Genomic DNA, 24,557 nt, shown 5'->3' with positions numbered 1-24,557 from the left:
CAAACTCCCGTACGTTTTGACTTGCCGTAGCAAATTCCTTTATAATTCAGGGCTTTTCCGCATCCGCGCCCGCGGAGGAAGAACCAGGGAGAGCCTGCACGCGCCTCGATGCGCACACTACAAGCAGGAAAAAACACATTGGGCGCAGCAATTTTTTTGGATCGATCATGAAGACGTTTTCCGCAAAAGCCCATGAGGTTACGCGTGAATGGTACGTGATTGACGCGACGGATAAGGTTCTCGGGCGTGTCGCCAGCGAAGTGGCACACCGTCTTCGCGGCAAGCACAAGCCTGAATTCACTCCGCACGTCGACACCGGTGATTTCATCATCGTTATCAACGCGGGTAAGTTGCGCGTCACGGGCAACAAGGCTACTGACAAGAAGTACTACCGTCACTCGGGCTACCCGGGCGGTATCTATGAAACGACGTTCGGCAAGATGCAGGAACGCTTCCCGGGCCGTGCGCTCGAGAAAGCGGTCAAGGGCATGCTGCCGAAGGGCCCGCTCGGCTACGCGATGATCAAGAAGCTGAAGGTCTACGCTGAAGCAACGCATCCGCATTCGGCACAACAGCCGAAAGCGCTCGAGATCTAAGGGGAGCCCACATGATCGGTAACTGGAATTACGGCACGGGCCGCCGCAAGAGCGCCGTCGCACGCGTCTTCATCAAGGCAGGCAAGGGCGATATCGTGGTGAACGGCAAGCCTATCGCCGATTACTTCTCGCGCGAAACGTCGCTGATGATCGTGCGTCAGCCGCTGGAACTCACGAACCACGGCGTTACGTTCGACATCAAGGTCAACGTGACGGGCGGCGGTGAAACGGGTCAAGCCGGTGCGGTTCGCCACGGCATCACCCGCGCGCTGATGGACTACGACGCAACGCTGAAGCCGGAACTGTCGAAAGCTGGTTTCGTCACGCGTGACGCTCGTGAAGTCGAACGTAAGAAGGTCGGCTTCCACAAGGCACGCCGCAGGAAGCAATTCTCGAAGCGTTAATCGCTTCGGGTGCGAACCGGCTTTTGGGCCGGAACGCTGCAAAAGCCGCCAACGCTTTCGCGAAGGCGGCTTTTTTTCATGGGTTGGTGGCTCGTTGAGATTTAGTATTGCGCCAATGAACTCGTCGGCAGAGCGGCGATACATCCCGCTCTGCCGGGCTGGTGGCGGAAGAACGCGTTATCCATTGATTCTCTGGAAGAACCCATTGACTTTGTGGGCTTCGGCACGATATCGAGATCAGCCCTACAATAGCGGTTAGAAGCTTTTTGGAGAGTTCGAATGAACGCAGTCACCGATACACCCGTGACCGAGATGCCCGCCCCCTTCGTTTTTACCGACGCAGCGGCTGACAAGGTCAAGCAACTGATCGAAGAAGAAGGCAATGCGGACCTCAAACTGCGCGTTTTCGTGCAGGGCGGCGGCTGCTCGGGCTTTCAGTACGGTTTTACGTTTGACGAAGCCGTCAACGAAGACGACACCGTCATGAACAAGAGCGGCGTCCAGCTGCTGATCGATTCGATGAGCTACCAGTATTTGGTGGGCGCTGAGATCGACTACAAGGACGATATCAACGGCGCTCAGTTCGTCATCAAGAACCCGAATGCTACGACCACCTGTGGTTGCGGCTCATCGTTCTCGGTGTGACGACGGGTTGTTGAGCAGTTGATTGTGGCAAACGGGGCTTCGGCCCCGTTTCTTATTGCCTGCGCCGAAATCCGCGCCACGCTCAGCTCAGCGCGGGTAGATTGCCCCGAGTACGCGCTCGGCGGATGCGCCTGTCACCGCCGGCAAATTGCCCGGCAGACGCGCCACGCAGCGCATGGCAAGCCAGGCAAACGCCAGCGGCTCCACCTGGCTCGGCGGCACGCCTAGCGCGTCGGTTGTCATGACGGGCACGCCGCTGACACCGCTGTCTTCCAGTGCCTGCTGCAAGGCCTTCAGAATCTCCGGATTGCGCGCGCCGCCGCCGCAGACATAGACTGCCTTCGCGTCCGAGGCATGCCGCTCAATCTCGCGTGCGACCGTCACCGCGGTGAGCGCGACCAGTGTCGCTTGCACGTCGGCGTGGTCGAGCGCGGCAAACGGCGGCAGCTTCGCGTCGAGCCAATCAGCATTGAACAGGTCGCGGCCGGTGCTTTTCGGCGGCTGCTGGCCGAAAAACGGCTCGTCGAGCAAGGCGTTCAGCAGCGTGCGATCCACCTGGCCGCCGGCCGCGAAATGGCCGTTCTCGTCGAACGGTTTGCCTAGATGGCGCTGCGCCCATTCGTCGAGGAGCGCGTTGGCCGGCCCGCAGTCGAAGCCGCGCACGCTGCCGGTCGCGTTCAGGATCGTGATATTGCTGATGCCGCCGAGATTGCAGACCACCCGCGTTTCGTTCTTTGCGCCGAACACGGTGGCGTGAAAAGCCGGCACGAGCGGCGCGCCCTGGCCGCCGGCCGCGACGTCGCGGCTGCGGAAATCGGCGATCACGTCGATGTGCATCATTTCCGCGAGCAGCGCCGGGTTGTTGATCTGCCGCGTATAACCCTTTTCCGGCCGGTGCCGCACCGTCTGCCCGTGCACGCCGATCGCACGCACCTCCGCGGCGGGTACGCGGCTGTTGTGCAGCAGGTCGTGGCAACACACCGCGTAACGCGTGGCGAGCGCATTGGCGGCCAGCGCCTCGCGCTCGATCTCGTTGTCTCCGGGTTGCTGGAGCGCGAACAATGCATCGCGCAGGCCCGCGGCAAAGCCGACAAACGCCTCGGCCAGCACCACGGACGGCTTGCCTTGCGCGAACCTGACGGCCACGCCATCCACGCCGTCCATGCTCGTGCCGGACATCAATCCAAAGTAGACGCCGTCTGCGGGGTCTTGCGCCACGTTACTGCTCCTCTCGATGGTTCGTTGCGATCCGTTGTAGCAGATTATCGGGCGAAGCGCGGACGAATATAAAGCGCGGCAATGCCGGCGGCACGGCGCCGGACGCGGAAATCGCGCGTCGGCGGCGCACCTGCGGCTGCGCCGATGGGCGCGGCGGCGCGCATCTATGGGACAATCTCCTTTTTTTGCGACTTCACGTTTCCAGCATGAGCACCGAGCCCACCAAGCCCAACGCCGCTTCCGCCTTCCCGATCACCGACGAAGTCCGTCACGCGCTCGCCGTCACCAAACGCGGGGTCGACGAACTGCTGATCGAAGACGAATTCGCGCAAAAACTCGCGAAGAGCGCGGCGACCGGCAAACCGCTGCGTATCAAGCTCGGGCTCGATCCGACCGCGCCGGACATCCATATTGGCCACACGGTCGTGCTGAACAAGATGCGCCAGTTGCAGGACCTCGGCCACACCGTGATTTTCCTGATCGGCGATTTCACCTCGCTGATCGGCGATCCGTCGGGCCGTAACGCCACGCGCCCGCCGCTCACGCGCGAGCAGATCGAATCGAACGCCAAGACGTATTTCGAACAGGCCGCGCTCGTGCTCGACCGCGACAAGACCGAAATCCGCTACAACAGCGAATGGTCGATGCCGCTCGGCGCCGACGGCATGATCAAGCTCGCGTCGCGCTACACGGTGGCGCGGATTCTCGAACGCGAAGATTTCACCAGGCGTTTCCAGAGCGGCGTGCCGATCTCGATCCACGAGTTCCTGTACCCGTTGATGCAAGGCTACGACTCGGTCGCGCTGAACGCGGACCTCGAACTCGGCGGCACGGACCAGAAGTTCAACCTGCTCGTGGGCCGTGAGTTGCAGAAGCAGTACGGCCAGGAACAGCAGTGCATCCTGACCATGCCGCTGCTCGAAGGGCTGGATGGCGTCGAAAAAATGTCGAAGTCGAAGAACAACTACATCGGTATCAGCGAAAAGCCGACCGACATGTTCGGCAAGCTGATGAGCATTTCCGACGTGCTGATGTGGCGTTACTTCGAACTGCTGTCGTTCCGTCCGATGGAAGAAATCGCGGGCTTCAAAAAGGAAACCGAAGCAGGCCGCAATCCGCGCGATTTCAAGGTGATGCTCGGCCAGGAAATCGTCGCGCGCTTCCACTCGCAAGCCGACGCCGAACGCGCGCTCGAAGACTTCAACCATCGCGCGAAGGGCGGTGTGCCGGACGATATCCCGGCCGTGACGCTCGCGGGCGCACCGCTCGCGATCGGCCAGTTGCTCAAGCAGGCCAACCTCGCGCCGTCGACCAGCGAAGCGCTGCGCAACATCGAGCAGGGCGGCGTGAAGATCGACGGCGCAACCGTGTCCGACAAGGGCCTGAAAGTCGAAGCCGGCGAGTACGTCGTGCAGGTCGGCAAGCGCCGTTTTGCACGCGTCACGCTGACGGCCTGATGGGCCCGACGTCGCATCTGGAGTCGAACCGATGATCGCGCTGATTCAACGTGTGCGGCGCGCGGAGGTGCGCGTGGCCGACCGCGTAACGGGCGCGATCGAGGCGGGTCTGCTCGCGCTCGTCTGCGCCGAACGCGGCGATACGGAGGCGGCGGCCGACCGGCTGCTCGCCAAAGTGCTCGGCTACCGCGTATTCAGCGATGCGGCCGGCAAAATGAATCTCTCCGTACAAAATCTCGACGGCGCCGGGCGCGCGGGCGGCCTGCTGCTCGTTTCGCAGTTCACGCTGGCCGCGGACACCAACAGCGGTCTGCGTCCGAGCTTTACGCCAGCCGCGCCGCCCGATGAAGGCAAGCGCCTCTTCGATTATTTTGTCGCAGCGGCGCGGGCGAAACATCCGGTCGTCGAGACCGGCGAATTCGGCGCCGATATGCAGGTGTCGCTCGTCAATGACGGGCCGGTCACGTTCTGGCTGCAGACGCACGCCTGATCCCGGCGGTCGTTCCGGCATGCGCGCCGCGGCGCGCATCTACCCTCCAGCCGCTTTTTGCGACAATAGCGGCTCGGCATAACCGGCTGATGGCGCCCACTTTCATCCCATGACTACGCAGATTCTGTTCATCCGGCACGGCGAGACCGACTGGAATCGCATCAAGCGCATTCAAGGTCACGTCGACATTCCGCTTGCCACGACGGGGCTGGCCCAGGCGCAGCGGCTTGCGCGCCGCATGGCCGAAGAGGCGAAGCAGGGCGCACGGCTCGACGCGATCTATTCGAGCGACCTGCAACGCGCGCAACAAACCGCCCAGCCGGTCGCCGACGCGCTCGGCTTGCCGCTGCAGTTGCGCGAAAATCTGCGCGAGCGTTCATATGGCGCCTTCCAGGGCCATGACAACGACGAGATCGCCCAGCGCTTCCCCGACGAATACGCGCACTGGCAAACTCGCGATCCTGGCTTCTCGCCGCCGGACGGTGAGTCGCAACGCGCGCTCTACCACCGTGTGCTGCACGCGATCGAACCGCTGGTCGCCGCGCATCCCGGCGGGCGGATTGCCTGCGTCGCGCATGGCGGCGTGCTCGATTGCGTGCGGCGCTTCGCCTGCGGTTTGCCGCTCGATGCGCCGCGTGACTATCCGCTGCTGAACACGAGTGTGAACACGGTGGATTTCGATAATGGCAAGGCGACGATTGTGACGTGGGCGGACGTCTCGCATCTCGATGCGCCGAGCGAAGACGATAGTTTCAAGAAGGCGGCAGAGCCGGGCCGTTGATCGGCACGTGCCCGGTTGGGCGGCGTGAGCGTGAGTTCGTGCTCGGCGGCCGACCTGGACCGTTCGCGAACCTTCCGCGCATTGGCGCAGCCAAACGTTCGCGAGTCAGCTTGCATGCGGGTTGGTCGCGATTCGCTGAGCTTGCGATCGGCGCGGCGGCTGGCGCGCATATTCCAACCAGGCCGCTCAAGCTAATGTGAGTTGCTTGTGCGAGCGGCGCCCGGCTGCGTTATTCCGGCTCCCGCACGCCCGCGGCCACGCGGCGGCGTGCACGTTTCGATACGCCATTCACCAGCGCCCAGCGGATCACCGGCGCGACCAGCCGCACGCCGGGTCTCGTGACCGCACGGCGAAGCGCCGCGTAGCGCTGGAATCCCAGCATCGCTTGCGCCCAATCGGGCAGAAGATCGACGCCGGCGTTGAGCATCAGCACGCCGGCCGGCCGCATCGATGCACTCGGGGCCGGCGCGTTCATCAGAATCCGCACCAGTTCACGCGTGCGCTCGCTGGCTACGAGCTCAGGCTGCATGGCCAGCAGGTAAGCGTCGATCCCGGCTCGCGAGCGCGGAATGTCCGACGCGCCGAGCATCTCGGCAATGCGCGCGGTTTCTGCGAAGTACTGATCTTGCGCGGCAACGGGCAGCAACGGATTCACATAGCGCAAGTGCGCGGTCATGAAACTCGACACTTCGGCGACATGCACCCACGTCAGCAGCGCGGGCTCGCTCGCGCGATACGGCCGGCCGTCAGGCGCGACGCCGCTCACGCCGAGATGGATGCGCTTCACACGTTCGACCAGCGCCAGTGCGTCGTGCCGGTTGCCGTACGTCGTGCCCGCGATGAAGGTCGCGGTGCGCCGCAGGCGGCCGAGAATGTCGGTGCGAAACGCCGAGTGGTCCCAAACGCCGGCAAGGGCCAGCGGGTGCAAAGCCTGGAGCAGCAGCGCGCTGATGCCGCCTGTCATCATCGACGTGAAATCGGCGTGGACTTTCCAGCACACCGAGTCCGGCCCGAACAGGCCCGGGTCGCCCGGAGGGGAAGAATAGTCGAGCGTGGGACCGCTGCCGCTTGTCAGATGCGTGACCCCGGCGGCCAGCTTTGAACGGAGCCTGCCGGTAAGAAGCTGCGAAAGACCGCTGGATGAGTTGGGCTGCCTGGTTTGGTCGGACATCCTGATTCGGTCTCGTGCTGCGCGTAACGGCTCAGGTATCGGCTCAGGTGGCGGCCGAATCCCACAGGCCGGGCAGCGTGCTGCTCGACGAGTCGGGCGCGGCGAGGCCGAAATGCCGGTACGTAAGCAGCGTGGCGACGCGGCCGCGCGGCGTGCGCTGCAGGAAGCCCTGCTGGATCAGATACGGTTCGAGCACGTCTTCAATCGTGTCGCGCTCTTCGCCGATAGCCGCCGCCAGGTTGTCGACGCCGACCGGGCCGCCGTCGAACTTGTGCAAAATCGCTTCGAGCAGCTTGCGGTCCATCAGGTCGAAGCCGACCGCGTCCACGTCGAGCATCTTGAGCGCGGCGTCGGCCACTTGCGCGGTGATATTGCCGTCGGCCTTCACCTCGGCGAAGTCGCGCACGCGCCGCAGCAGGCGGTTCGCGATCCGCGGCGTGCCGCGCGCGCGTTTGGCGATTTCGAACGCGCCGTCCGGATGGATCTGCGCATGGAGCAGCGACGCCGAACGCGTGACGATGCGCGCCAGTTGCTCGGCGTTATAAAACTCGAGCCGCGCCACGATTCCGAAGCGGTCGCGCAGCGGGTTGGTCAGCATGCCCGCGCGCGTGGTCGCGCCGACCAGCGTGAACGGCTGCAGGTCCAGCTTCACGCTGCGCGCGGCCGGTCCTTCGCCGATCATGATGTCGATCTGATAATCCTCCAGCGCCGGGTACAGAATTTCTTCGACGACCGGCGAGAGCCGGTGGATTTCGTCGATGAACAGCACGTCGTTCGCTTCGAGATTGGTGAGCAGCGCGGCGAGGTCGCCGGCGCGTTCCAGCACCGGCCCGGACGTTTGCCGGAGATTGACACCCATTTCCCGCGCGATGATGTGCGCGAGCGTGGTTTTGCCGAGGCCCGGCGGGCCGAACAGCAAGACGTGGTCAAGCGATTCGGAGCGGCGTTTGGCGGCCTCGATAAAGATTTCCAGCTGGCCGCGCACTTTTTCCTGCCCGACATATTCTTCGAGCTGGCGCGGGCGCAACGCACGCTCGAACGCTTCTTCGTTCGGCGAGACGGGCGTGGCCGCGATGATGCGCTCGGCGGCGAGTTTGTCGGTTTCGATCATGCGTTCATTGTACCGCGAGCCGCCCGCCGCGAAACTCGGCCGAACGGCCAGGGTGCGCCGCTCGCCGGCCTGTGCGAAGCTTCACTCATCGCATGCATGCCGGACACGAGGGTTGAGCGTCAGCCCTTGGACAGCGCCTTCAATGCGAGCTTGATGCCCTCGGAAACGCCGGTGCCGGCCGGCACGTTCTTGACGGCGGCCAACGCTTCTTTTTCGGAGTAACCCAATGCGAGTAGTGCGTTCAGAATGTCGGAGGCGTGGTCGGATGCCGACGCCGCGCCCGCCATTGCGCCCAGGTCTGCGCCGATCTTGCCCTTCAGTTCGAGGAGCAGCCGCTCCGCCGTCTTCTTGCCGATGCCCGGCACGCGCGTCAGACGCGCCGCGTCCTGCATCGTGACGGTTTGCGCGAGCTCGTGGACGCTCATGCCCGACAGCACCGCCAGCGCCATGCGTGCGCCGATGCCGGAGATTTTCAGCAGTTCGCGGAAGGTCGAGCGTTCCTCGGCGGTGCCGAAGCCGTAGAGCAGGTGTGCGTCTTCGCGCACGATCATCTGCGTGAGCAACACCACGCGTTCGCCGGTGGAGGGCAGGTTGTAGAACGTGCTCATCGGCACATCGACTTCGTAACCGACGCCGTTGCAGTCGACGAGCAGATGCGGCGGGTTTTTTTCCAGCAGAACGCCGGCAATGCGACCGATCATGGCGAATTCAATCTCGAGAGAAAGGGCGAGTGTAGCGCAGCGAGTGAGCGTCGAGTGGCTCGCGAATCGCGCGTCAATCGCGGTTGATCCATGCGTTGCCGCATGAGCTTCTATCCGACCAGGCGTCCGCGTCTCACGCGCAAACCTTTCTTTGCCAGCGAGGGTGCGATGCCGCCCAACGTGCTCAGCGTCGTGCCGCCGTGCGCGTGGCAGATCGCCATGCCAAGCGCGTCGGCGGCGTCGGTGCCGGGTACGCCGGAGAGATTGAGCAGGCGCACGACCATCTGCTGCATCTGCTCCTTGGTGGCGCGGCCGTAACCCACCACGGCCTGCTTCAATTGGAGGGCGGTGTATTCGGCGACCGGCACGCCGCCCGCGACCAGTCCGCAGATGGCCGCGCCGCGTGCCTGACCGAGCAGCAAGGTGGACTGAGGGTTGACGTTGACGAACACTTTTTCGATCGCCGACTGATCCGGCGAATGCTGGCGGATCAGTGTGGAGATGCCTTCGAAGATGGTGCCCAGACGCGAGGGCAGATCGGCGTCGGCGGTTTTGATGACGCCGCTCGCGACATAGCTGAGCGTGTGGCCGCTTTGGTCGATCACGCCGAAGCCGGTCACGCGCAGGCCGGGGTCGATGCCGAGAATTCTCATGAGGTGCCGCGGGAGCGGTAAAAACCAGGTGCTTGCGATACTACAACACGCGCGCCCCGCGGCGAACGGCGCGCGGCGAGGTCAGCGGAATAAAAACTGCTGCGTGTGGTGCAAGGCGGCGCGCAAGGAGGTATTCGCAGATGGAGCGCTATCGGAATCTCAGCGGCGATTCGGGCGTCGAGGCTTATGAAATCGGCGACGACTTTGTGGCGGTCCGCTTCAGGCATGGCGTGGTGTATTGGTACACCGAGGCGAGCGTCGGCGAATGGCATGTTGCCGCGCTCAAGCGTCTCGCGCGGCGCGGCCGGGGGCTCAGTACTTATATCAGCCAGCACGCGGAGGTGAGCGGAGGTTATGCGAGAAAGGAACCGGACGACTGAGCGCGGTGTGTAAAGGGGCGGCGCAAATGTGGCGTGAGCGTGGCGCGAGCACGGCAAAAGCAGGCACGGCGCAGGCAGTGGCACTGTACAGACGCGGCACAAGCGCCGCGTAGGTATGCCACAACCACGGCACAAGCGCCGCACCAAAGAAAACGGCCGGCGGAAAACCCGCCAGGCCGTTTTTCTAAAGTTCAGATCTCACTCAGCAGCGCTGTCTCATCAAGAAACACGCGCCGCCATCCAATCCGAATCAATGCCGGAAGTGACGCACGCCCGTCAGCACCATCGCAATATTGTGCTCATCCGCCGCGCTGACCACTTCTTCGTCACGCATCGAGCCGCCCGGTTGGATCACGCAGGTCGCGCCTGCCGCCACCACCACGTCGAGGCCGTCGCGGAACGGGAAGAACGCGTCCGACGCCACGGCCGAACCGGCCAGCGTCAGACCGGCGTTCTGCGCCTTGATGCTGGCGATGCGCGCCGAGTCCACGCGGCTCATCTGGCCAGCGCCGACGCCGAGCGTCATGCCATTGCCGCAGAACACGATAGCGTTCGACTTCACATACTTCGCCACGCGCCATGCAAACAGCAGATCGTCCATTTCCTTCGGCGTGGGATGACGCTTCGTGACCACGCGCAATTCGCGCGGCTGCACGTTCTTCGAGTCGAGCGACTGCACCAGCAAGCCGCCGCCCACGCGCTTCAGATCGAACGCGTTATGCCCGTCGCCCAGCGCGATTTCGAGCAGACGCACGTTCTGCTTCGCCGCGAACACCTGGCGTGCCGCGGCGCTGAACGACGGCGCGATCAGCACTTCGACGAACTGCCTGGCCACGGCTTGCGCCGCCGCCTCATCCACTTCGCGGTTAAAGGCGATGATGCCGCCGAACGCGGAGGTCGGATCGGTCTGGAACGCCTTCGCGTACGCTTCGTTGGCGTCCGCGCCGACTGCCACGCCGCAGGGGTTCGCGTGCTTGACGATCACGCACGCCGGCACGTCGAAAGTCTTCACGCATTCCCACGCTGCGTCGGAATCCGCGATGTTGTTGTACGACAGTTCCTTGCCTTGCAACTGGTTGTAGTTCGCGAGAGCGCCGGCCGGCACCGAGAGGTCGCGGTAGAACGCCGCGCTCTGATGCGGGTTTTCGCCGTAGCGCAGGTCCTGCGCCTTGTTGAACGCCAGATTGAACGTGGCGGGGTAGGCGTTGCGCGACGAATGTTGCAGCTCGTCGGTCAGGCTCGTCAGGTAGTTCGTGATCGCGCCGTCGTACTGCGCGGTATGCGCGAACACCTTGGTGGCGAGGCGGAAGTTCGTCTTGTACGACACGGCGTTGCTGTTCGCGCGCATTTCGTCGAGCACGACCGCGTAGTCGGCCGGATCGACCACCACCGTCACGTCGCGATGGTTCTTCGCGGCCGAGCGCAGCATGGTCGGGCCGCCAATGTCGATGTTCTCGATCGCGTCTTCCAGCGAGCATTCCTCTTTCGACACGGTCTGCACGAACGGATACAGATTCACGACCAGCAGGTCGATGGTCGGAATGTCGTGCTTTTCAAGCGCTGCCATGTGTTCCGGCAGGTCGCGGCGCGCCAGAATGCCGCCGTGCACCTTCGGATGCAGCGTTTTCACGCGCCCGTCCAGCATTTCCGGGAAGCCGGTGTAGTCGGCGACTTCGGTGACGGAGAGGCCCGCGTCCGCGAGCAGTTTCGCGGTGCCGCCGGTAGACAGGATCCTGACGCCGAGGTCCGACAGCGATTTGGCGAAGTCGACGATGCCGGACTTGTCGGAAACGGAGATGAGCGCTTGCTTGATCATGATGAAGACGAAAAGCCGAAGGGAAACGTGGCAGGGCGCCGGAAAAACTACAACAAACCGTGCTGTTGCAGCTTCTTGCGCAGCGTATTGCGGTTGATGCCGAGATACTCGGCGGCCAGCGACTGATTGCCGCCGGCCTGCTCGAGCACCACTTCGAGCAGAGGTTTTTCCACGCACGAAATCACCATGTCGTAGACGTCGTGCGGATTGGAGCCGTCGAGATCCTGGAAATACATGCCCAGGCTGTCGCGGACAGATTGTTCGATATTGTTCTTGCTCATGCTGCCAGTCGGTCGGTTGGGTCCTCGTCCGTGCCGAGCGTTTCGTCGACGTAGACGAGGCGGTCGGAGATCGCCTTCTGTGCGTCGAAGAACTCGTTGACGGCGAGGAGTTGTTCGCGTGTGGTGTCCAGCGTATTCATGCGATGCCGGAACACGTTGGCGCCAGAAAGGCCGCGAGTGTACCAGCCGATGTGCTTGCGCGCAGTGCGCACACCCGTAAATTCGCCGTAGAACGCGTAGTGGTCTTCGAGATGCTCGTTCATCACCTGCTGGATTTCGTCGATGCGCGGCGGCGGCAGCAACTCACCCGTTTGCAGGAAATGGCCGATCTCGCGGAACAGCCACGGGCGCCCTTGCGCGGCACGGCCGATCATGAGCGCGTCGGCGCCGGTGGCGGCCAACACCTCGCGCGCTTTTTGCGGCGATGTGATGTCGCCGTTGGCGACCACCGGAATGCGCACGGCTGCTTTCACCGCGGCGATGGTGTCGTATTCGGCCTCGCCGTGATACAGGTCGGCGCGCGTGCGGCCATGCACGGTGAGCATCGAAATACCGGCCGACTCGGCCAGACGCGCGACGTTCAGCGCGTTCCGGTTCTCGCGATTCCAGCCGGTGCGGATCTTGAGCGTGACGGGCACCGCGTCGGGCCCGACGCCCACCGCGCCGACCACCGCCTCGACGATGCGCTGCACCAGCGGCTCGTTCTGCAACAGGGCCGAACCCGCCGCGACGTTGCACACCTTCTTGGCCGGGCAGCCCATGTTGATGTCGATGATCTGCGCGCCGTTTGCCACGTTGTAGCGGGCCGCTTCGGCCATCATGGCCGGATCGGCGCCGGCGATCTGCACGGCGATCGGTTCGACCTCGCCCGCGTGATTGGCGCGGCGCATGGTCTTCTCGCTTTTCCACAGCTGCGCGTTCGAGGCGACCATTTCCGACACCGCGTAGCCCGCGCCCAGCCGTTTGCACAGCTGCCGGAACGGCCGGTCGGTCACGCCGGCCATGGGCGCGACGAACAGGTTATTACGCAGATTGTGGGAGCCGAGAGTGGGCATAACGTGAAACGCGGTGAACGCGCACGCGACCGATTGCCCAGTTTCTGTCAATCGGAGCGTTCGCGAAATGCGAGGGAAAACCGCTATTTTAGCGTTAACAGATAGCCGACACCCGCGATGTGTCGCGCGTAACCCATTAAATCTTCTATGAAAGTGCGCCGGTTCATAGAACCGGCGCCGCCCGCGCGGCACCTTGCGCGTGAAGCAAAAAGGCCGCGCGGCGCGAGCGGGCGGCGTGCCTAGCGCCGCTGTCCGAACATCATTTGCCGTGCCAGCGCGGTTTTCACCGGCGGCAGGAATTCGAGCGCGGTGAGGGCGAGGCCGCGCATGATCGCGAGCGGTGCGAAGTCGACGGTGAAGAGACGCGCGAGCGTGTCGGTGGCGCCGATCGTCAGGCGCCGGTCGAGTGCGCGGCGTTGCGCGAAGGTGGCCAGCGCGAGCGGCGTCGGACCTTCCGCCGACAAGGCGTCGGCAAGCGAGTGCGCGTCGCGCAGACCGAGATTCAGCCCTTGACCCGCCACCGGGTGCAGCGTTTGCGCCGCATTGCCGATCGCGACGATATGCCCGTTGACGAGCGTCTCCACGGCGTTCAGCCCCAGCGGGAACGACGCGCGCCCCTTGATGTGCGTGAAGCGGCCCATGCGGTCGCCGAACGCGGCGCCGAGTTCATGCAGGAAGGCTTCGTCGGAGAGTTGCGCGCGGCGCGCGGCTTCTTCGGGCGCGCAGCACCAGACCAGCGCGTAGTCGGCGCCGCGCACGCCGCCCATCGGCAGCAACGCGATCGGACCTTGCGACGTGAAGCGCTCCCACGCGACATGCGGCTGCGGCGAGGACACCGTGACCGTGCCGACCAGCGCTGTCTGCCCATAGTCGCGCAAGGCGGGTTCCGCGGCGGCTCGGCCTGTGCGTCGTGCGGCGGCGCCGTCCCGGCCAGTTCGCGGATCGACGCTTTTCACCTCGACGCCGGCGGCTCGATTGTCGGGAGTTTCGGCGTTGGCGCGGGGGTCGGTCTGCTCGTCCGCATTCACGCTGGCGCCTTTGGCCACGCCTCGCCCCGACTTCTGGTCGCCGAACAGGCCACCTTCGGCATTCACCAGAATGCGCGTGCGCAACTGCCGCGTGACGCCCGCGGTTTCGATCGGCAGCGTGACGCCGTCGAATTCCTGCGTCGGCGCGCCGGCCGAGGTGGAGCGGAACCAGTGCACCGGGGTGGCGTGCACCGCCTCGGCGAGACCGTGGACGATCGAGCCGTACCGCAGCACGTAACCGAGCGCCGGCAAACCGTGTTCGCCGTGGTCGATCAGCGTGCGGCCGAAGTGGCCACGCTGCGAGACGTGGATGCGCCGGATCGCGGTGGCGTCGGCGGGCCAGCGCAGCGGCTCCAGGATCATCCGGCTGCCGTGAGATACGGCGATGGCGCGCGGATCGGCGATCGAATCTTCCGGCTCGCGCGCGTCGATGAGCGCGATCTGCAGTGCCCGCGTCGCGCTGCGGCGCGCGAGCCAGCCGGCCAGCGCCAGCCCGACCGGCCCGGCACCGACGATCGTCACGTCGAAATCGAACGGGTGGGCCGCCGCGGCGGGCTTCAGGATCACCGTCGACTGGGAAACGTCGTTCATTGCGGATTACTTCCTTGCGAGTTACTTCCCTGGGTCATTGCCCTGAGTTACTTCCCCGAGTTACTTCGCGGCTTCCTGGGCTGCGCGGGCTTCCAGCATCAGCGCCTCGATCTCGTCGGCGGCGACGGGTACACCGCGCGTGATCAGCTCACAGCCGTCCGGCGTGACGATCGCGTCGTCCTCGATGCGGATGCCGATGTTCCAGTAGCGCTCGGGCACGCCTTCGGTCGGCCGGATATACAGGCCGGGCTCGATGGTCAGCGTCATCGAGGCCTGCAGCGTGCGCCACGGCAGCGCGCCCGCTTCGTCGCGCGGCGCGCCGCGTTCGCGGTAGTCGCCCACGTCGTGCACGTCCATGCCGAGCCAGTGGCCGGTGCGGTGCATATAGAAGGGCACGTAGGCGCGCTCGGCGATTACGTCGTCGACCGAGGCGAACTTCGCGCGCTCGATGATGCCAGTGTCGAGCAGGCCCTGCGACAGCACACGCACGGCGGCCTGGTGCGGGTCGTCGAAGGTGGCGCCGGCGCGGGTCGCGTCGATGGCGGCCTGCTGCGCGGCCAGCACGATGTCGTACAGCTCGCGCTGCGCCGGCGTGAAACGGCCGCTCGCGGGAAAGGTGCGGGTGATGTCGGACGCGTAGCCGTCGAGCTCGCAGGCCGCGTCGATCAGGATCAGATCGCCGTCACGAGCAATCGCATTGCCCGCCGGGTAGTGCAGCACGCAGGCATTTGCGCCCGCCGCGACGATCGACGTGTAAGCCGGCGCCTGTGCGCCGAACTTGCGGAACGTGTAGAGCAGCTCGGCTTCGAGTTCGTACTCGCGCATGCCGGGACGGCACGCGGCCATCGCGCGACGATGCGCCTCGGCGGAAATCTGCCCGGCCCGGCGCATGATGGCGAGTTCGTGGTCGTCCTTGATGAGCCGCATGTCGTCGAGCAACGGAATCAGATCGTGCGCGGCGGCCGGTGCGGCGACGCCGCCGCGGGCTTGAGCCCGTACTGCGTCGAGCCAGCCGCGCACCCGTTCGTCCAGCTGCGGCGAAGTGCCCAGCGCGTAGTGCAGCGACGGCTTGTCGGCGAGCAGACGCGGCAGTTGCGTATCGATTTCGCCGATGGCGAAAGCCGCGTCGAAACCGAAAGCCGCGCGCGCGCCGTCCGGGCCGAAGCGGAAACCTTCCCACGTTTCGCGCTCGACATTCTTCTCGCGGCAGAACAGCACCGAAGCCGGCTCGCCGGGCGCGGCGCTGGCGTCGAGCACCAGCAACGCCTCGGGTTCGGTGAAGCCGGTCAGGTAGTAGAAGTAGCTGTCGTGCCGATAGGGATAATCGGCGTCCCGGTTGCGCAGCGCTTCCGGCGCGGTGGGCACGATGGCGACGCCGCCGCCCGCCGCCCGGAGCGCGGCGAGTACGCGCTCACGGCGCGTGCGGTAGACGTCGATGGCGATGGTGGGTTCGGTCGGCTGGTTCATCGTGCGATTGTAGCGCCCATGCGCGGAGTTATTTTGCGCGGGATACTGGTGCAGGTGGAGACGAAGGCGCGCGCGGCGCTGTTGCAATCCGTCCACAGCGAGTCTGCAAGCGGCTCGCGAAGCGTCGCCATGACGCGCGTGAACGCTCGCTTAAGCCGCCGACCACTTATACTTTCGCCGGATTCAGGAAAAGGCAGATGGTAATGATGAAACTCATCGGTTCGCTCGGCAGCCCCTTCGTACGTAAAGCGCGGATCGTGCTGGCCGACAAGAAGATCGACTACGAACTGGTGCCCGAGAATGTCTGGGCGCCGGACACCAGAATTCACACTTTCAATCCGCTTGGCAAAGTGCCGTGCCTCGTGATGGAAGACGGCGAAGCGGTGTTCGACTCGCGGGTCATCTGCGAATACGTGGATACGCTGTCGCCGGTCGGCAAGCTGATTCCCCAGTCGGGGCGCGAGCGGGTCGAGGTGCGCTGCTGGGAAGCGCTCGCCGACGGCGTGCTGGACGCGGCGGTGCTGATCCGTCTCGAAGGCACGCAGCGCACGCCGGAGCAGCGCGTGCAAGCGTGGGTCGCGCGTCAGCAGCGCAAGATCGACGAAGCTCTGATCGCAATGGCGCAGGGCTTGGGCAGCAAGACGTGGTGTGCGGGCAATCACTACACGCTCGCCGACATCGCGGTGGGCTGCGCGTTGGGCTATCTGGATTTCCGCATGCCGGAATTGAACTGGCGCGAACCGCATCCGAATCTGGACAAGCACTTCCAGAAGCTCTCGCTGCGCCAGTCGTTCATCGATACGGTGCCCGTCAACTGAGCCGGCGCCTTACTGCTTGCCGTTCTGGCGCCGCCTGATACCCGGTCCGAACGCAAAGCCGAACGCCAGCAGGAGCAATGAAACCGCCAGCACGGTGTTGTTGCCGCTCGTGACATACGGCGTGCTGCCGGAAGTGCCCTGCACCGCGAGGTCGAGCGAGCCGACCGTGTACGGCGTCAGGCGCCCGAGCACCTTGCCGTCGGCATCGATCGCGGCGGTCATGCCGGTGTTGGTCGCGCGCAGCATCGGGCGGCCGGTTTCCAGCGAACGCATGCGCGCGATCTGCAGATGCTGGTCGAGCGCAATCGTGTCGCCGAACCAGGCCAGATTGGTCGAATTGACCAGCACGCCGGCGGGCGTATCACTTTCGCGAATGGTCCGCGCAATCTCTTCGCCGAAAATATCCTCGTAGCAGATGTCCACGGCAACCGGCTGGTTGTGGACGATGAACGGTTTCTGCACCGGCGCGCCACGGTAGAAATCGCCGAGCGGGATGCTCATCAGGTTGACGAACCAGCGGAATCCCCACGGCACGAATTCGCCGAACGGCACGAGGTGGTGCTTGTCATAGCGGTACACGTCGCGCGTGCCGGGTGTGACGCCGAACAGGCTGTTCGTATAGTCGATCACCTGGCCTTCCGGCGTAATCGTGCCGCCGATTGCGCCGAACAGGATCGCGCTGCCCGTCGTGTCCGAGAAGTTGCGCACCGCCGAGGCAAAGGGCGCGGGCAGTTGCTGCGCAAGCACCGGAATCGCGGTTTCCGGGGTGACGATCAGATCGGCCGGCTTCGACGTAATCATCTGCTGATACTGGTCGATCGCGGCGCGCATGCCGGATTCCTCGAACTTCATTTCCTGTTTGACGTTGCCTTGCAGCAGGCGCACGGTCAACGGCGCATTGGCGGGCACGGTCCATTGTACGAGCGGCAGCAGCAGGCCGGCGGCGATCAGCGCCAGCGCGATCGCGCCCGGCACCACGACGCGCGACACGCCCGGTTTGCCGCCCTTGCGGTCGGCGCCCCCGCTTCCGCCCGGCTGGCGCGAAGGCAGCAGCGGCAGCAGCGCCTGCACGATCAGCGCGGCCACCAGCGCCAGCATCCAGCCGACGCCGTACACGCCCGCCACCGGCGCGAAGCCGGCGAACGGACCGTCCACCTGGGCGTAACCGCTCGCAAGCCACGGAAAGCCCGTGAACACCGTGCCGCGCAACCATTCGCCGATCGCCCACGCGCTCGCGAACGCTAGCGCGCCGTGCCATGTGGGCGAGAACGGCGTGTCGTCGTCGGCCGCGCCGTTGCGCGCGTGACCGGCGCAGAACGACCAGACCGCCGCCGCCAGCGCCGGATAAACCGCCAGATAGAGCGAGAACAGCACCACGGCCGCGCCGGCCAGTGGCGCCGCCATGCCGCCATAGAAATGCATGCTGACGTAGAGCCACCACACGCCGGTCACGAAATTGCCGAAGCCGAACGCGCCGCCCGTCAGCGCCGCGCTCTTCCAGCCGGTAGTGCGCGTGAGCCAGGCGAAGAAGAACGCGAAGATCGCGAGTTCGAGCCAGCCGCCGTGCGGCGTCGGCGCGAACGAAAGCGTATTGGCCGCGCCCGCGGCCAGCGCAACGAGGTAGTGCCAGCGGGGCAGCGTGCGACCGCGTGTTTGCTGGGCGGCAGAGGCGCTCGCGCCGCGGCGCGAGCGGGAAGTCATCGGGTCGGCCATTGTTGCGCGGTCGGCGTGAAGGGTTGAGAAGCGGGTTGAGAAGTGGGTCGGAAGCGGGCTGGAAGCGGGTTGACGAAGTGAAGAGCGAACCGGCCGGGACCGGATCAGGTCTGCACGTGCTGCGCTTCGCGCTCGCGCTGGCCGGCGAGCGGATCGCGGCGCACCAGCAGCATATGAATCTGGCGGGCGTCGCCGCGCAGAATCTCGAAGATCAGATCGTCGAGGCGGACTTTTTCACCGCGATGCGGCACCCGTCCGAAGTGATGCGTGACGAGCCCGCCGATGGTATCGACTTCGTCGTCCGGGTAATGGGTGCCGAAGGCCTCGTTGAACTGTTCGATTTCGGTCAGCGCGCGTACGCGGAAGCGTCCGTCGGGCGAGGCGATGATGTTGCCGCTTTCCTCGTCGAAATCGTATTCGTCCTCGATGTCGCCGACGATCTGTTCCAGCACGTCTTCAATCGTAATCAGGCCGGCCACGCCGCCGTATTCGTCGACCACCACCGCGAGGTGATTGCGATTCACGCGGAAGTCGTGCAGCAGCACATTCAGGCGCTTCGATTCGGGGATGAACACGGCGGGGCGCAGCATGCCGCGCACGTCGAATTCTTCTTCGGCGTAGTAGCGCAGCAGGTCTTTGGCCAGCAGCACGCCGATGATGTTGTCGCGATTGCCCTCGTAGACCGGATAGCGCGAGTGCGCTTTTTCCAGCACGTAAGGGATGAATTCGGCGGGATTGTCCGCGATGTTGATCGCGTCCATTTGCGCGCGCGGCACCATGATGTCGCGCGCGCTGAGTTCGGACACCTGGAATACGCCTTCGATCATCGACAGCGAGTCGGCGTCGATCAGGTTGCGCTCATGCGCGTCCTGCAAGATTTCCAGAAGTTCGGCGCGCGAGTCGGGCTCGGGCGAGATGAAGTCGGTCAGACGCTCGAGGAGCGAGCGTTTTTCCTGCGGTTTGTCGGTATGGCGTCGACTGGGATACGTGTCGTTCATGGTAGTGCGCCCGGCAAGACTGGGCGCGCTGTTGCAGAGCATTAAGGATACACCAGGCACATGGCAGGACCGTGTCCTGCCGGGCTGGGCGATGAGTGAAGCTGGGGTGAAGCGGCTTCGCCGTGACGGGCGGGCGTGGGTCAATCCTAACTGATTACGCGCGGAAAAGCGTTTTCGAGAAAAAAAGCGCCGCTCGTGGCGGTTATTTCGGGGCGGCTCTCAGGCCTGCCGTTAGTCCGGTTTCGCGGCTTTCCTCGCGGCTTTCTTCGCGGCACCGTTCGAGTAGCGCTTCGAGGGCGCGGTCGGGCATGCCGCTTTCACGCAGCGCATGCACGGTGCGGCTGACGTAATCCAGCGTGGTGCCATAGCGCCCGCACGCACAGCCGAACACGGCCTTGACGACTTCGTCGCGCAGCTTGCCGGTGTAGCTCGGCACGTCGCGGCGCATCACGAACGCCAGCGCGTCGACGCGCCGGCCGTCGGCGAGCACGCACGGCAGCCACGCCGGCCGGTACGAGCCCATTGCCATTTCGCGGCGCCAGAGCGCTTCGAGATGCGGCGCCGAGCCTTCGGCCGCGAGCCGGAACGCAATGCCGGTGCACGAACCGCCGCGATCGAGCGCGAGCACGAGTCCCGGCTGCTCGGGCGTGCCGCGATTCACGCGCGACCAGAGATAGAGGCCGCGATGGTAGCCGTGAACTTTCGAGCGGGTGGCTTCGACGGTGGGCAGGCCGGGATTCCAGATCAGCGAACCATAGCCGAACAGCCATAGATCGCTCTGGCGGTCCCAGTCGCGCATCGTGCATTCGAGCGATGCGCGCAATTCTTCGTCCGTCAGAAGCCGCGAGTCGCCGAGCACCGGGGGATAGTCCGGGCAGGGCGGTCGGGTGTCGGCTTCAGGGGCGGAGGTATTCACGATGGGCTTTGAACGGTTGGATGTGGGCAGGCGTTCCGGCGATCGATGCCTACTGATACGGATCGGGAAACCCGAGCTTGCCGAGGATCTCCGTTTCGATCGCTTCCATCTCTTCGGCTTCTTCCTCCACTTCGTGGTCGTAGCCCTGGGCGTGGAGCGTGCCGTGCACGAGCAGATGCGCATAGTGCGCGACCAGCGGCTTGCCCTGCTCGGCGGCTTCTTTCTCCACCACTGGACAGCACAGGATCAGGTCGCCTGTCACCGGATCGTCTTCCGATTCGGCGTAGGCGAAGGTCAGCACATTGGTCGAATAATCCTTGCCGCGATAGGTGCGGTTCAGCGTGCGGCCTTCTTCGGCGTCGACGAAACGCACGGTCAGCTCGCCGTCCGCGAAGAGCGCCGCCTTGATCCAGCCGGCCACGGCGGCGCGCGGCAGCAGCGCCTTGTGTTCCGGCCAGGCTTTGGCGGCGGGGAATTGCAGATTCAACGTCAGTTTCGGGGTGCGGCTCATGCGGTTTCGTGGTGGTGCTTTCGTTGCGTGCGGTGCGGTCGTTGCTTTCGTCGTGCGTGCGGGTGATTAGCGCGAATCCGCCGGAGTGGCGGTTTTCTGCGAATGCGCATCGTACGCCTCCACAATTCGCGCGACCAGCGGATGCCGCACCACGTCCGCGCTCGTAAAGCGCGTGAGCGCGATGCCGCGCACGTCGGCGAGTACCTGCTGCGCTTCGATCAGCCCGCTCTTGTGGCCGCGCGGCAAGTCGACCTGGGTCGTGTCGCCGGTAACCACCGCCTTCGAGCCGAAGCCGATCCGCGTGAGGAACATCTTCATCTGTTCGGGCGTGGTGTTCTGCGCCTCGTCGAGGATGATGAACGCGTGGTTCAGCGTGCGGCCGCGCATGTAGGCGAGCGGCGCGATTTCGATCATTTGCCGCTCGAACATCTTGGCGGTTTTGTCGAAGCCGAGCAGGTCGTACAGCGCGTCGTACAAAGGACGCAGGTACGGATCGACCTTTTGCGCCAGATCGCCCGGCAGGAAGCCGAGACGCTCGCCCGCTTCGACCGCCGGACGCGTCAGCACGATGCGTTTGACCTGATCGCGCTCCAGCGCGTCCACCGCGCAGGCCACCGCGAGGTAGGTCTTGCCGGTGCCGGCCGGCCCGATGCCGAAGGTCACGTCGTGCGAGATGATCTGTTTCAGATACTCGCGCTGCGCCGGCGTGCGGCCGCGCAGATCCGCGCGCCGGGTGTACAGCTTCGGGCCGAGCTCTTCGAGGTCGTCTTCAGCGACGTCGGCGGGCTGGTCGAACGGATGGTCCGGATTGCCCGGGAAACGCGGGTCGATCGCCTCAGCGCCATGACCATTGCCATTGCCGTTCGGGCGATGCCGCGCCGGATGGCGCACTTCGACGAGCGCGAGCTGGATGTCGTCGACCGACAGCGGCTCGCGCGCGTTGTTGTAGAAGTTCTCGAGCGCGGTGAGCGCGAGTTTCGCGCCGCGCCCGCGAATCGTGATGCGGTGGCCACGGCGTTGCAGCGTCACGTCGAGCGCCTGCTCGATCTGGCGCAGATTTTCGTCGAGCGGGCCGCAAAGGTTGGCGAGCCGCGCGTTGTCGTCGCGCGGTGCGGTGAATTCCAGATGCTGCTGAGTGGTCTTCAAGGCGGTGGGTCGATCCTGTCGGTTTCGGTTCGCGGTTGGCGTCGTGGGTTGGCGTCGCGGGTTGCCGTCGCGGGTTGCCGTCGCTTAGTGAGTCGTGGCCGGGGCCTCGTCATGCACCAGCACGAGTTCGCCACGTAGCGAATGTGGGTACGCTTTGACGATTTTCACGTCGACCATCTGGCCGATCAGCCGCGCGTGCGAGGCGACCGGCGCCGGGAAATTCACTACCCGGTTGTTCTCGGTGCGGCCCGCGAGTTCGTTCGGGTCCTTGCGCGCCGGGCGTTCCACCAGAATGCGCTCGATCTTGCCGACCATCGAATCGCTGATGCGCTGCACGTTTTCCTCGATGGTGGCCTGCAAATGTTGCAGCCGCCTGAGCTTCACTTCGCGCGGCGTGTCGTCGTGCAGATTCGCGGCCGGCGTGCCGGGGCGCGGGCTGTAGATGAACGAGAAGCTGGTGTCGTACTTCATCTCGTGCACGAGCGTCATCATCTTGTCGAAATCTTCTTCCGTCTCGCCGGGGAAGCCGACGATCAAGTCGGTGGAGAGCGACAGATCGGGGCGGATCGCGCGCAGCTTGCGGATCACCGATTTGTATTCGAGCACCGTGTAGCCGCGCTTCATGGCCATCAGGATGCGGTCGGAGCCGTGCTGCACCGGCAGATGCAGGTGGCTCACGAGCTTGGGCACCTTCGCGTAGGTGTCGATCAGGCGCTGCGTAAATTCCTTCGGATGCGACGTGGTGTAGCGAATCCGTTCAATGCCCGGAATGTCCGCGACGTATTCGATCAATTGGGCGAAGTCGGCGATTTCCGTCGAACCCAGTGTAAGGCCAGCGCGATAAGCGTTCACGTTCTGGCCGAGCAGCGTGACTTCACGCACGCCCTGGTCGGCGAGACCGGCGATTTCGGTCAGCACGTCGTCGAGCGGGCGCGACACTTCTTCGCCGCGCGTGTACGGCACGACGCAGTAGCTGCAGTACTTGCTGCAGCCTTCCATGATCGACACGAACGCGCTCGGTCCGTCCACACGAGCCGGCGGCAGGTGATCGAACTTTTCGATTTCCGGGAACGAGATGTCCACTTGCGCGCGGCCGCTCTCGCGGCGCTTGTCGATCATTTGCGGCAGACGGTGCAGTGTTTGCGGACCGAACACCAGATCGACATAAGGTGCGCGCGCAACGATCGACGCGCCTTCCTGGCTCGCCACGCAGCCGCCCACGCCGATGATCAGATTGGGATTCGCTTCTTTCAGCTCGCGTACACGGCCGAGGTCGGAGAAGACTTTTTCCTGCGCTTTTTCGCGCACCGAGCACGTGTTGAACAGAATGACGTCCGCGTCTTCCGGCGTGTCGGTCTTGACGAGTCCTTCCGCCGCGCCGAGTACGTCGACCATCTTGTCGGAGTCGTACTCGTTCATCTGGCAGCCAAAGGTCTTTACATAAACTTTCTTGGTCATCTAATTTCGCCGGTCGCAGTGGTTAACCTGGGGGCGTCGTTTAAAAGGTGAAGAGGGGCGAAACGTGCGGGCGGGCCGCGGGGCGGCGCTTTCGGCCACTGCCGGGCGAGTGCTGGCGCACGTTTGCAGCGTAGCTCATTATTATAGCCCTTCGCGCGACGCGGTTTCCGCGCCCGCCTGGCCGCCCGGCCGCTCCGGCGGCAAGCCCAGCAGACCTTCCAGTTCATCCGACACCTGCGCGAAACGCTCGCTCAGGAAATCCAGCAACACGCGCACGCGCGGCGCCATGAAGCGGTTGCGATGGTAGAGCGCGTGCAGCGGCGCGTCCGGATAACGCCATTGCGGCAGCAGGATTTTCAGGCCGTCGGCGCGCAGATCCGCTTCCACGTCCCACATCGACTTGATCACGATGCCGTAGCCGCGCAGCGCCCATTCGCGGGCGACGGCGCCGTCGTTGGTTTCGCGGGCGGTTTCGAACGGCACGGTGTAGTGCTGCACCTCGTCGCCGCGCGTGAAGCGCCACTCGTTCGCCAGCCCGGTGGCGGTGGCCAGCACGATGCAGTCGAAATTCGCCAGATCGTGCGGATCTTTGGGCTCGCCCTTGCGCGCGATGTACTCCGGCGACGCGCACAGCACGCGCCGGTTCGGCGCCAGCTTGCGGGCGACCAGCGAGCTGTCCTGCGGCACGCCGAAGCGGATCGCCAGATCGATGTCCTCCTGCACCAGATTCGCCAGCGAGTCCGACAGCGTCAGCGCGAAGGTGACTTCCGGATACAGCGCGTTGAATTCGTCGAGCCAGTGCATCAGCAGATTGCGGCCGAAGTCCGAAGTGGCCGACACCCGCACCTTGCCGCGCACCACGCCCTGACCGGCTTGCAGCGCGGCTTCGGCGTCGTCGAGCGATTGCAGCGCCTGGCGGCAGCAATTCAGATACAGGCGGCCCTCGTCGGTGAGCCGGAGTTGACGGGTGGTGCGTTCGAACAGACGCGCCTTGAGGCCGGCTTCGAGTTTGGCGAGGCGCGCGCTGGCGGCGGCCGGCGTCAGGCCCATCTTGCGGCCCGCCGCCGACAGACTGCCTTGCTGCGCCGCTTCGACGAACAGGCGGATGTCACCGAGGTTATCCATTGGGTGGCTCTTTCAAACAGAATTTGA

At 64.8% G+C, this 24,557-nt stretch carries 25 protein-coding genes; 8 read left to right on the top strand and 17 right to left on the bottom strand.

Translation table 11 applies throughout. The annotated features are described in order from the left end of the window. Nucleotides 1–167: 167 nt before the first annotated feature. The 3 genes from rplM to erpA all read left to right on the top strand — a co-directional run bounded on the left by rplM (nucleotide 168) and on the right by erpA (nucleotide 1,645). Nucleotides 168–596, top strand: coding sequence for a 50S ribosomal protein L13 (gene rplM, locus BXE_RS18860; RefSeq protein WP_007180422.1), 429 nt, complete (start codon nucleotides 168–170; stop codon nucleotides 594–596). An 11-nt stretch (nucleotides 597–607) separates the two neighbouring features. Next, entirely contained in the window at nucleotides 608–1,000 is a 393-nt protein-coding gene (rpsI, locus tag BXE_RS18855; RefSeq protein WP_011489810.1) for a 30S ribosomal protein S9, read from the top strand. 279 nt (nucleotides 1,001–1,279) lie between these two features. Then, on the top strand, nucleotides 1,280–1,645 hold the full coding sequence (gene erpA / locus BXE_RS18850) for an iron-sulfur cluster insertion protein ErpA (RefSeq protein WP_007180424.1): 366 nt from the start codon (nucleotides 1,280–1,282) through the stop codon (nucleotides 1,643–1,645). A gap of 87 nt (nucleotides 1,646–1,732) precedes the next feature. Here erpA and BXE_RS18845 read toward each other — a convergent pair whose 3' ends face one another. Further along, nucleotides 1,733–2,863 carry an anhydro-N-acetylmuramic acid kinase gene (locus BXE_RS18845; RefSeq protein ID WP_011489809.1) on the bottom strand — a complete coding sequence of 377 codons (1,131 nt, stop codon included), beginning with the start codon at nucleotides 2,861–2,863 and terminating at the stop codon, nucleotides 1,733–1,735. Nucleotides 2,864–3,069: 206 nt separating this feature from the next. Between BXE_RS18845 and tyrS the strand changes: the two genes are divergently transcribed. From tyrS to BXE_RS18830, 3 genes are all read left to right on the top strand, one after another. After that, nucleotides 3,070–4,320: a tyrosine--tRNA ligase gene (gene tyrS / locus BXE_RS18840; protein WP_011489808.1), complete on the top strand. Its 1,251-nt coding sequence runs from the start codon at nucleotides 3,070–3,072 to the stop codon at nucleotides 4,318–4,320. A gap of 31 nt (nucleotides 4,321–4,351) precedes the next feature. Next, entirely contained in the window at nucleotides 4,352–4,810 is a 459-nt protein-coding gene (dtd, locus tag BXE_RS18835) for a D-aminoacyl-tRNA deacylase (protein WP_011489807.1), read from the top strand. A gap of 109 nt (nucleotides 4,811–4,919) precedes the next feature. Then, a complete protein-coding gene (locus BXE_RS18830) occupies nucleotides 4,920–5,591 on the top strand; it encodes a histidine phosphatase family protein (RefSeq protein WP_011489806.1) in 672 nt (223 codons plus the stop codon). 229 nt (nucleotides 5,592–5,820) lie between these two features. Here the strand turns inward: BXE_RS18830 and BXE_RS18825 are convergent, their stop codons facing one another. The 4 genes from BXE_RS18825 to ruvC form a co-directional block, all read right to left on the bottom strand. Further along, nucleotides 5,821–6,762: an oxygenase MpaB family protein gene (locus BXE_RS18825; protein WP_011489805.1), complete on the bottom strand. Its 942-nt coding sequence runs from the start codon at nucleotides 6,760–6,762 to the stop codon at nucleotides 5,821–5,823. 43 nt (nucleotides 6,763–6,805) lie between these two features. Next, nucleotides 6,806–7,873, bottom strand: a complete 1,068-nt coding sequence (ruvB, locus tag BXE_RS18820; protein ID WP_007180435.1) for a Holliday junction branch migration DNA helicase RuvB — start codon at nucleotides 7,871–7,873, stop codon at nucleotides 6,806–6,808. Between the two features lie 119 nt (nucleotides 7,874–7,992). Then, nucleotides 7,993–8,574: a Holliday junction branch migration protein RuvA gene (ruvA, locus tag BXE_RS18815; protein ID WP_007180436.1), complete on the bottom strand. Its 582-nt coding sequence runs from the start codon at nucleotides 8,572–8,574 to the stop codon at nucleotides 7,993–7,995. 110 nt (nucleotides 8,575–8,684) lie between these two features. Further along, nucleotides 8,685–9,227 (bottom strand): crossover junction endodeoxyribonuclease RuvC, encoded by a 543-nt coding sequence (gene ruvC, locus BXE_RS18810; protein ID WP_007180437.1) that lies wholly within the window; start codon nucleotides 9,225–9,227, stop codon nucleotides 8,685–8,687. 140 nt (nucleotides 9,228–9,367) lie between these two features. Between ruvC and BXE_RS18805 the strand changes: the two genes are divergently transcribed. Beyond that, complete coding sequence (locus tag BXE_RS18805) at nucleotides 9,368–9,607, top strand: hypothetical protein (protein ID WP_011489804.1); 240 nt, start codon at nucleotides 9,368–9,370, stop codon at nucleotides 9,605–9,607. A 250-nt stretch (nucleotides 9,608–9,857) separates the two neighbouring features. On the opposite strand, the gene purH is transcribed toward BXE_RS18805, so the two are convergent. The 5 genes from purH to BXE_RS18780 form a co-directional block, all read right to left on the bottom strand. Continuing rightward, a complete protein-coding gene (gene purH / locus BXE_RS18800; RefSeq protein ID WP_011489803.1) occupies nucleotides 9,858–11,423 on the bottom strand; it encodes a bifunctional phosphoribosylaminoimidazolecarboxamide formyltransferase/IMP cyclohydrolase in 1,566 nt (521 codons plus the stop codon). 47 nt (nucleotides 11,424–11,470) lie between these two features. Next, complete coding sequence (locus BXE_RS18795; protein WP_007180440.1) at nucleotides 11,471–11,704, bottom strand: Fis family transcriptional regulator; 234 nt, start codon at nucleotides 11,702–11,704, stop codon at nucleotides 11,471–11,473. Then, nucleotides 11,701–12,759: a tRNA dihydrouridine synthase DusB gene (gene dusB, locus BXE_RS18790; protein ID WP_011489802.1), complete on the bottom strand. Its 1,059-nt coding sequence runs from the start codon at nucleotides 12,757–12,759 to the stop codon at nucleotides 11,701–11,703. The genes BXE_RS18795 and dusB overlap by 4 nt, the downstream gene beginning before the upstream one ends. A 239-nt stretch (nucleotides 12,760–12,998) precedes the next feature. After that, entirely contained in the window at nucleotides 12,999–14,378 is a 1,380-nt protein-coding gene (locus tag BXE_RS18785; protein WP_011489801.1) for a UbiH/UbiF/VisC/COQ6 family ubiquinone biosynthesis hydroxylase, read from the bottom strand. Nucleotides 14,379–14,438: 60 nt separating this feature from the next. Further along, on the bottom strand, nucleotides 14,439–15,845 hold the full coding sequence (locus BXE_RS18780; protein WP_011489800.1) for an aminopeptidase P N-terminal domain-containing protein: 1,407 nt from the start codon (nucleotides 15,843–15,845) through the stop codon (nucleotides 14,439–14,441). Nucleotides 15,846–16,048: 203 nt separating this feature from the next. On the opposite strand from BXE_RS18780, the gene BXE_RS18775 reads away from it, so the two are divergent. Next, a complete protein-coding gene (locus tag BXE_RS18775; RefSeq protein WP_193352951.1) occupies nucleotides 16,049–16,663 on the top strand; it encodes a glutathione S-transferase C-terminal domain-containing protein in 615 nt (204 codons plus the stop codon). A 9-nt stretch (nucleotides 16,664–16,672) separates the two neighbouring features. Here the strand turns inward: BXE_RS18775 and lnt are convergent, their stop codons facing one another. The 7 genes from lnt to BXE_RS18740 form a co-directional block, all read right to left on the bottom strand. After that, nucleotides 16,673–18,376: an apolipoprotein N-acyltransferase gene (gene lnt, locus BXE_RS18770; RefSeq protein WP_011489798.1), complete on the bottom strand. Its 1,704-nt coding sequence runs from the start codon at nucleotides 18,374–18,376 to the stop codon at nucleotides 16,673–16,675. Nucleotides 18,377–18,480: 104 nt separating this feature from the next. Next, complete coding sequence (locus BXE_RS18765) at nucleotides 18,481–19,374, bottom strand: HlyC/CorC family transporter (protein ID WP_007180446.1); 894 nt, start codon at nucleotides 19,372–19,374, stop codon at nucleotides 18,481–18,483. Nucleotides 19,375–19,576: 202 nt separating this feature from the next. Next, on the bottom strand, nucleotides 19,577–20,290 hold the full coding sequence (locus BXE_RS18760; protein ID WP_011489796.1) for a gamma-glutamylcyclotransferase: 714 nt from the start codon (nucleotides 20,288–20,290) through the stop codon (nucleotides 19,577–19,579). A gap of 49 nt (nucleotides 20,291–20,339) precedes the next feature. Beyond that, nucleotides 20,340–20,801, bottom strand: a complete 462-nt coding sequence (ybeY, locus tag BXE_RS18755) for an rRNA maturation RNase YbeY (protein ID WP_011489795.1) — start codon at nucleotides 20,799–20,801, stop codon at nucleotides 20,340–20,342. Nucleotides 20,802–20,867: 66 nt separating this feature from the next. Then, a complete protein-coding gene (locus BXE_RS18750) occupies nucleotides 20,868–21,947 on the bottom strand; it encodes a PhoH family protein (RefSeq protein ID WP_011489794.1) in 1,080 nt (359 codons plus the stop codon). A gap of 84 nt (nucleotides 21,948–22,031) precedes the next feature. Further along, nucleotides 22,032–23,405, bottom strand: coding sequence for a tRNA (N6-isopentenyl adenosine(37)-C2)-methylthiotransferase MiaB (gene miaB, locus BXE_RS18745; RefSeq protein WP_011489793.1), 1,374 nt, complete (start codon nucleotides 23,403–23,405; stop codon nucleotides 22,032–22,034). Between the two features lie 141 nt (nucleotides 23,406–23,546). Beyond that, nucleotides 23,547–24,530 (bottom strand): LysR family transcriptional regulator, encoded by a 984-nt coding sequence (locus BXE_RS18740; protein WP_011489792.1) that lies wholly within the window; start codon nucleotides 24,528–24,530, stop codon nucleotides 23,547–23,549. Between the last annotated feature and the right edge of the window lie 27 nt (nucleotides 24,531–24,557).

This window comes from Paraburkholderia xenovorans LB400 (genome assembly GCF_000013645.1).
Classification (GTDB): domain Bacteria; phylum Pseudomonadota; class Gammaproteobacteria; order Burkholderiales; family Burkholderiaceae; genus Paraburkholderia; species Paraburkholderia xenovorans.
Note: the sequence above shows the minus strand (reverse complement) of the source record. Positions and strands in the feature narration are given on the sequence as shown.

Coding starts and splice junctions, on each gene's coding strand:
- rplM (WP_007180422.1), top strand. CDS start 168: ATGAAGACGTTTTCCGCAAAAGCCCATGAGGTTACGCGTGAATGGTAC.
- rpsI (WP_011489810.1), top strand. CDS start 608: ATGATCGGTAACTGGAATTACGGCACGGGCCGCCGCAAGAGCGCCGTC.
- erpA (WP_007180424.1), top strand. CDS start 1,280: ATGAACGCAGTCACCGATACACCCGTGACCGAGATGCCCGCCCCCTTC.
- tyrS (WP_011489808.1), top strand. CDS start 3,070: ATGAGCACCGAGCCCACCAAGCCCAACGCCGCTTCCGCCTTCCCGATC.
- dtd (WP_011489807.1), top strand. CDS start 4,352: ATGATCGCGCTGATTCAACGTGTGCGGCGCGCGGAGGTGCGCGTGGCC.
- BXE_RS18830 (WP_011489806.1), top strand. CDS start 4,920: ATGACTACGCAGATTCTGTTCATCCGGCACGGCGAGACCGACTGGAAT.
- BXE_RS18825 (WP_011489805.1), bottom strand. CDS start 6,762: ATGTCCGACCAAACCAGGCAGCCCAACTCATCCAGCGGTCTTTCGCAG.
- ruvB (WP_007180435.1), bottom strand. CDS start 7,873: ATGATCGAAACCGACAAACTCGCCGCCGAGCGCATCATCGCGGCCACG.
- ruvA (WP_007180436.1), bottom strand. CDS start 8,574: ATGATCGGTCGCATTGCCGGCGTTCTGCTGGAAAAAAACCCGCCGCAT.
- ruvC (WP_007180437.1), bottom strand. CDS start 9,227: ATGAGAATTCTCGGCATCGACCCCGGCCTGCGCGTGACCGGCTTCGGC.
- BXE_RS18805 (WP_011489804.1), top strand. CDS start 9,368: ATGGAGCGCTATCGGAATCTCAGCGGCGATTCGGGCGTCGAGGCTTAT.
- purH (WP_011489803.1), bottom strand. CDS start 11,423: ATGATCAAGCAAGCGCTCATCTCCGTTTCCGACAAGTCCGGCATCGTC.
- BXE_RS18795 (WP_007180440.1), bottom strand. CDS start 11,704: ATGAGCAAGAACAATATCGAACAATCTGTCCGCGACAGCCTGGGCATG.
- dusB (WP_011489802.1), bottom strand. CDS start 12,759: ATGCCCACTCTCGGCTCCCACAATCTGCGTAATAACCTGTTCGTCGCG.
- BXE_RS18785 (WP_011489801.1), bottom strand. CDS start 14,378: ATGAACGACGTTTCCCAGTCGACGGTGATCCTGAAGCCCGCCGCGGCG.
- BXE_RS18780 (WP_011489800.1), bottom strand. CDS start 15,845: ATGAACCAGCCGACCGAACCCACCATCGCCATCGACGTCTACCGCACG.
- BXE_RS18775 (WP_193352951.1), top strand. CDS start 16,049: ATGATGAAACTCATCGGTTCGCTCGGCAGCCCCTTCGTACGTAAAGCG.
- lnt (WP_011489798.1), bottom strand. CDS start 18,376: ATGGCCGACCCGATGACTTCCCGCTCGCGCCGCGGCGCGAGCGCCTCT.
- BXE_RS18765 (WP_007180446.1), bottom strand. CDS start 19,374: ATGAACGACACGTATCCCAGTCGACGCCATACCGACAAACCGCAGGAA.
- ybeY (WP_011489795.1), bottom strand. CDS start 20,801: ATGAGCCGCACCCCGAAACTGACGTTGAATCTGCAATTCCCCGCCGCC.
- miaB (WP_011489793.1), bottom strand. CDS start 23,405: ATGACCAAGAAAGTTTATGTAAAGACCTTTGGCTGCCAGATGAACGAG.
- BXE_RS18740 (WP_011489792.1), bottom strand. CDS start 24,530: ATGGATAACCTCGGTGACATCCGCCTGTTCGTCGAAGCGGCGCAGCAA.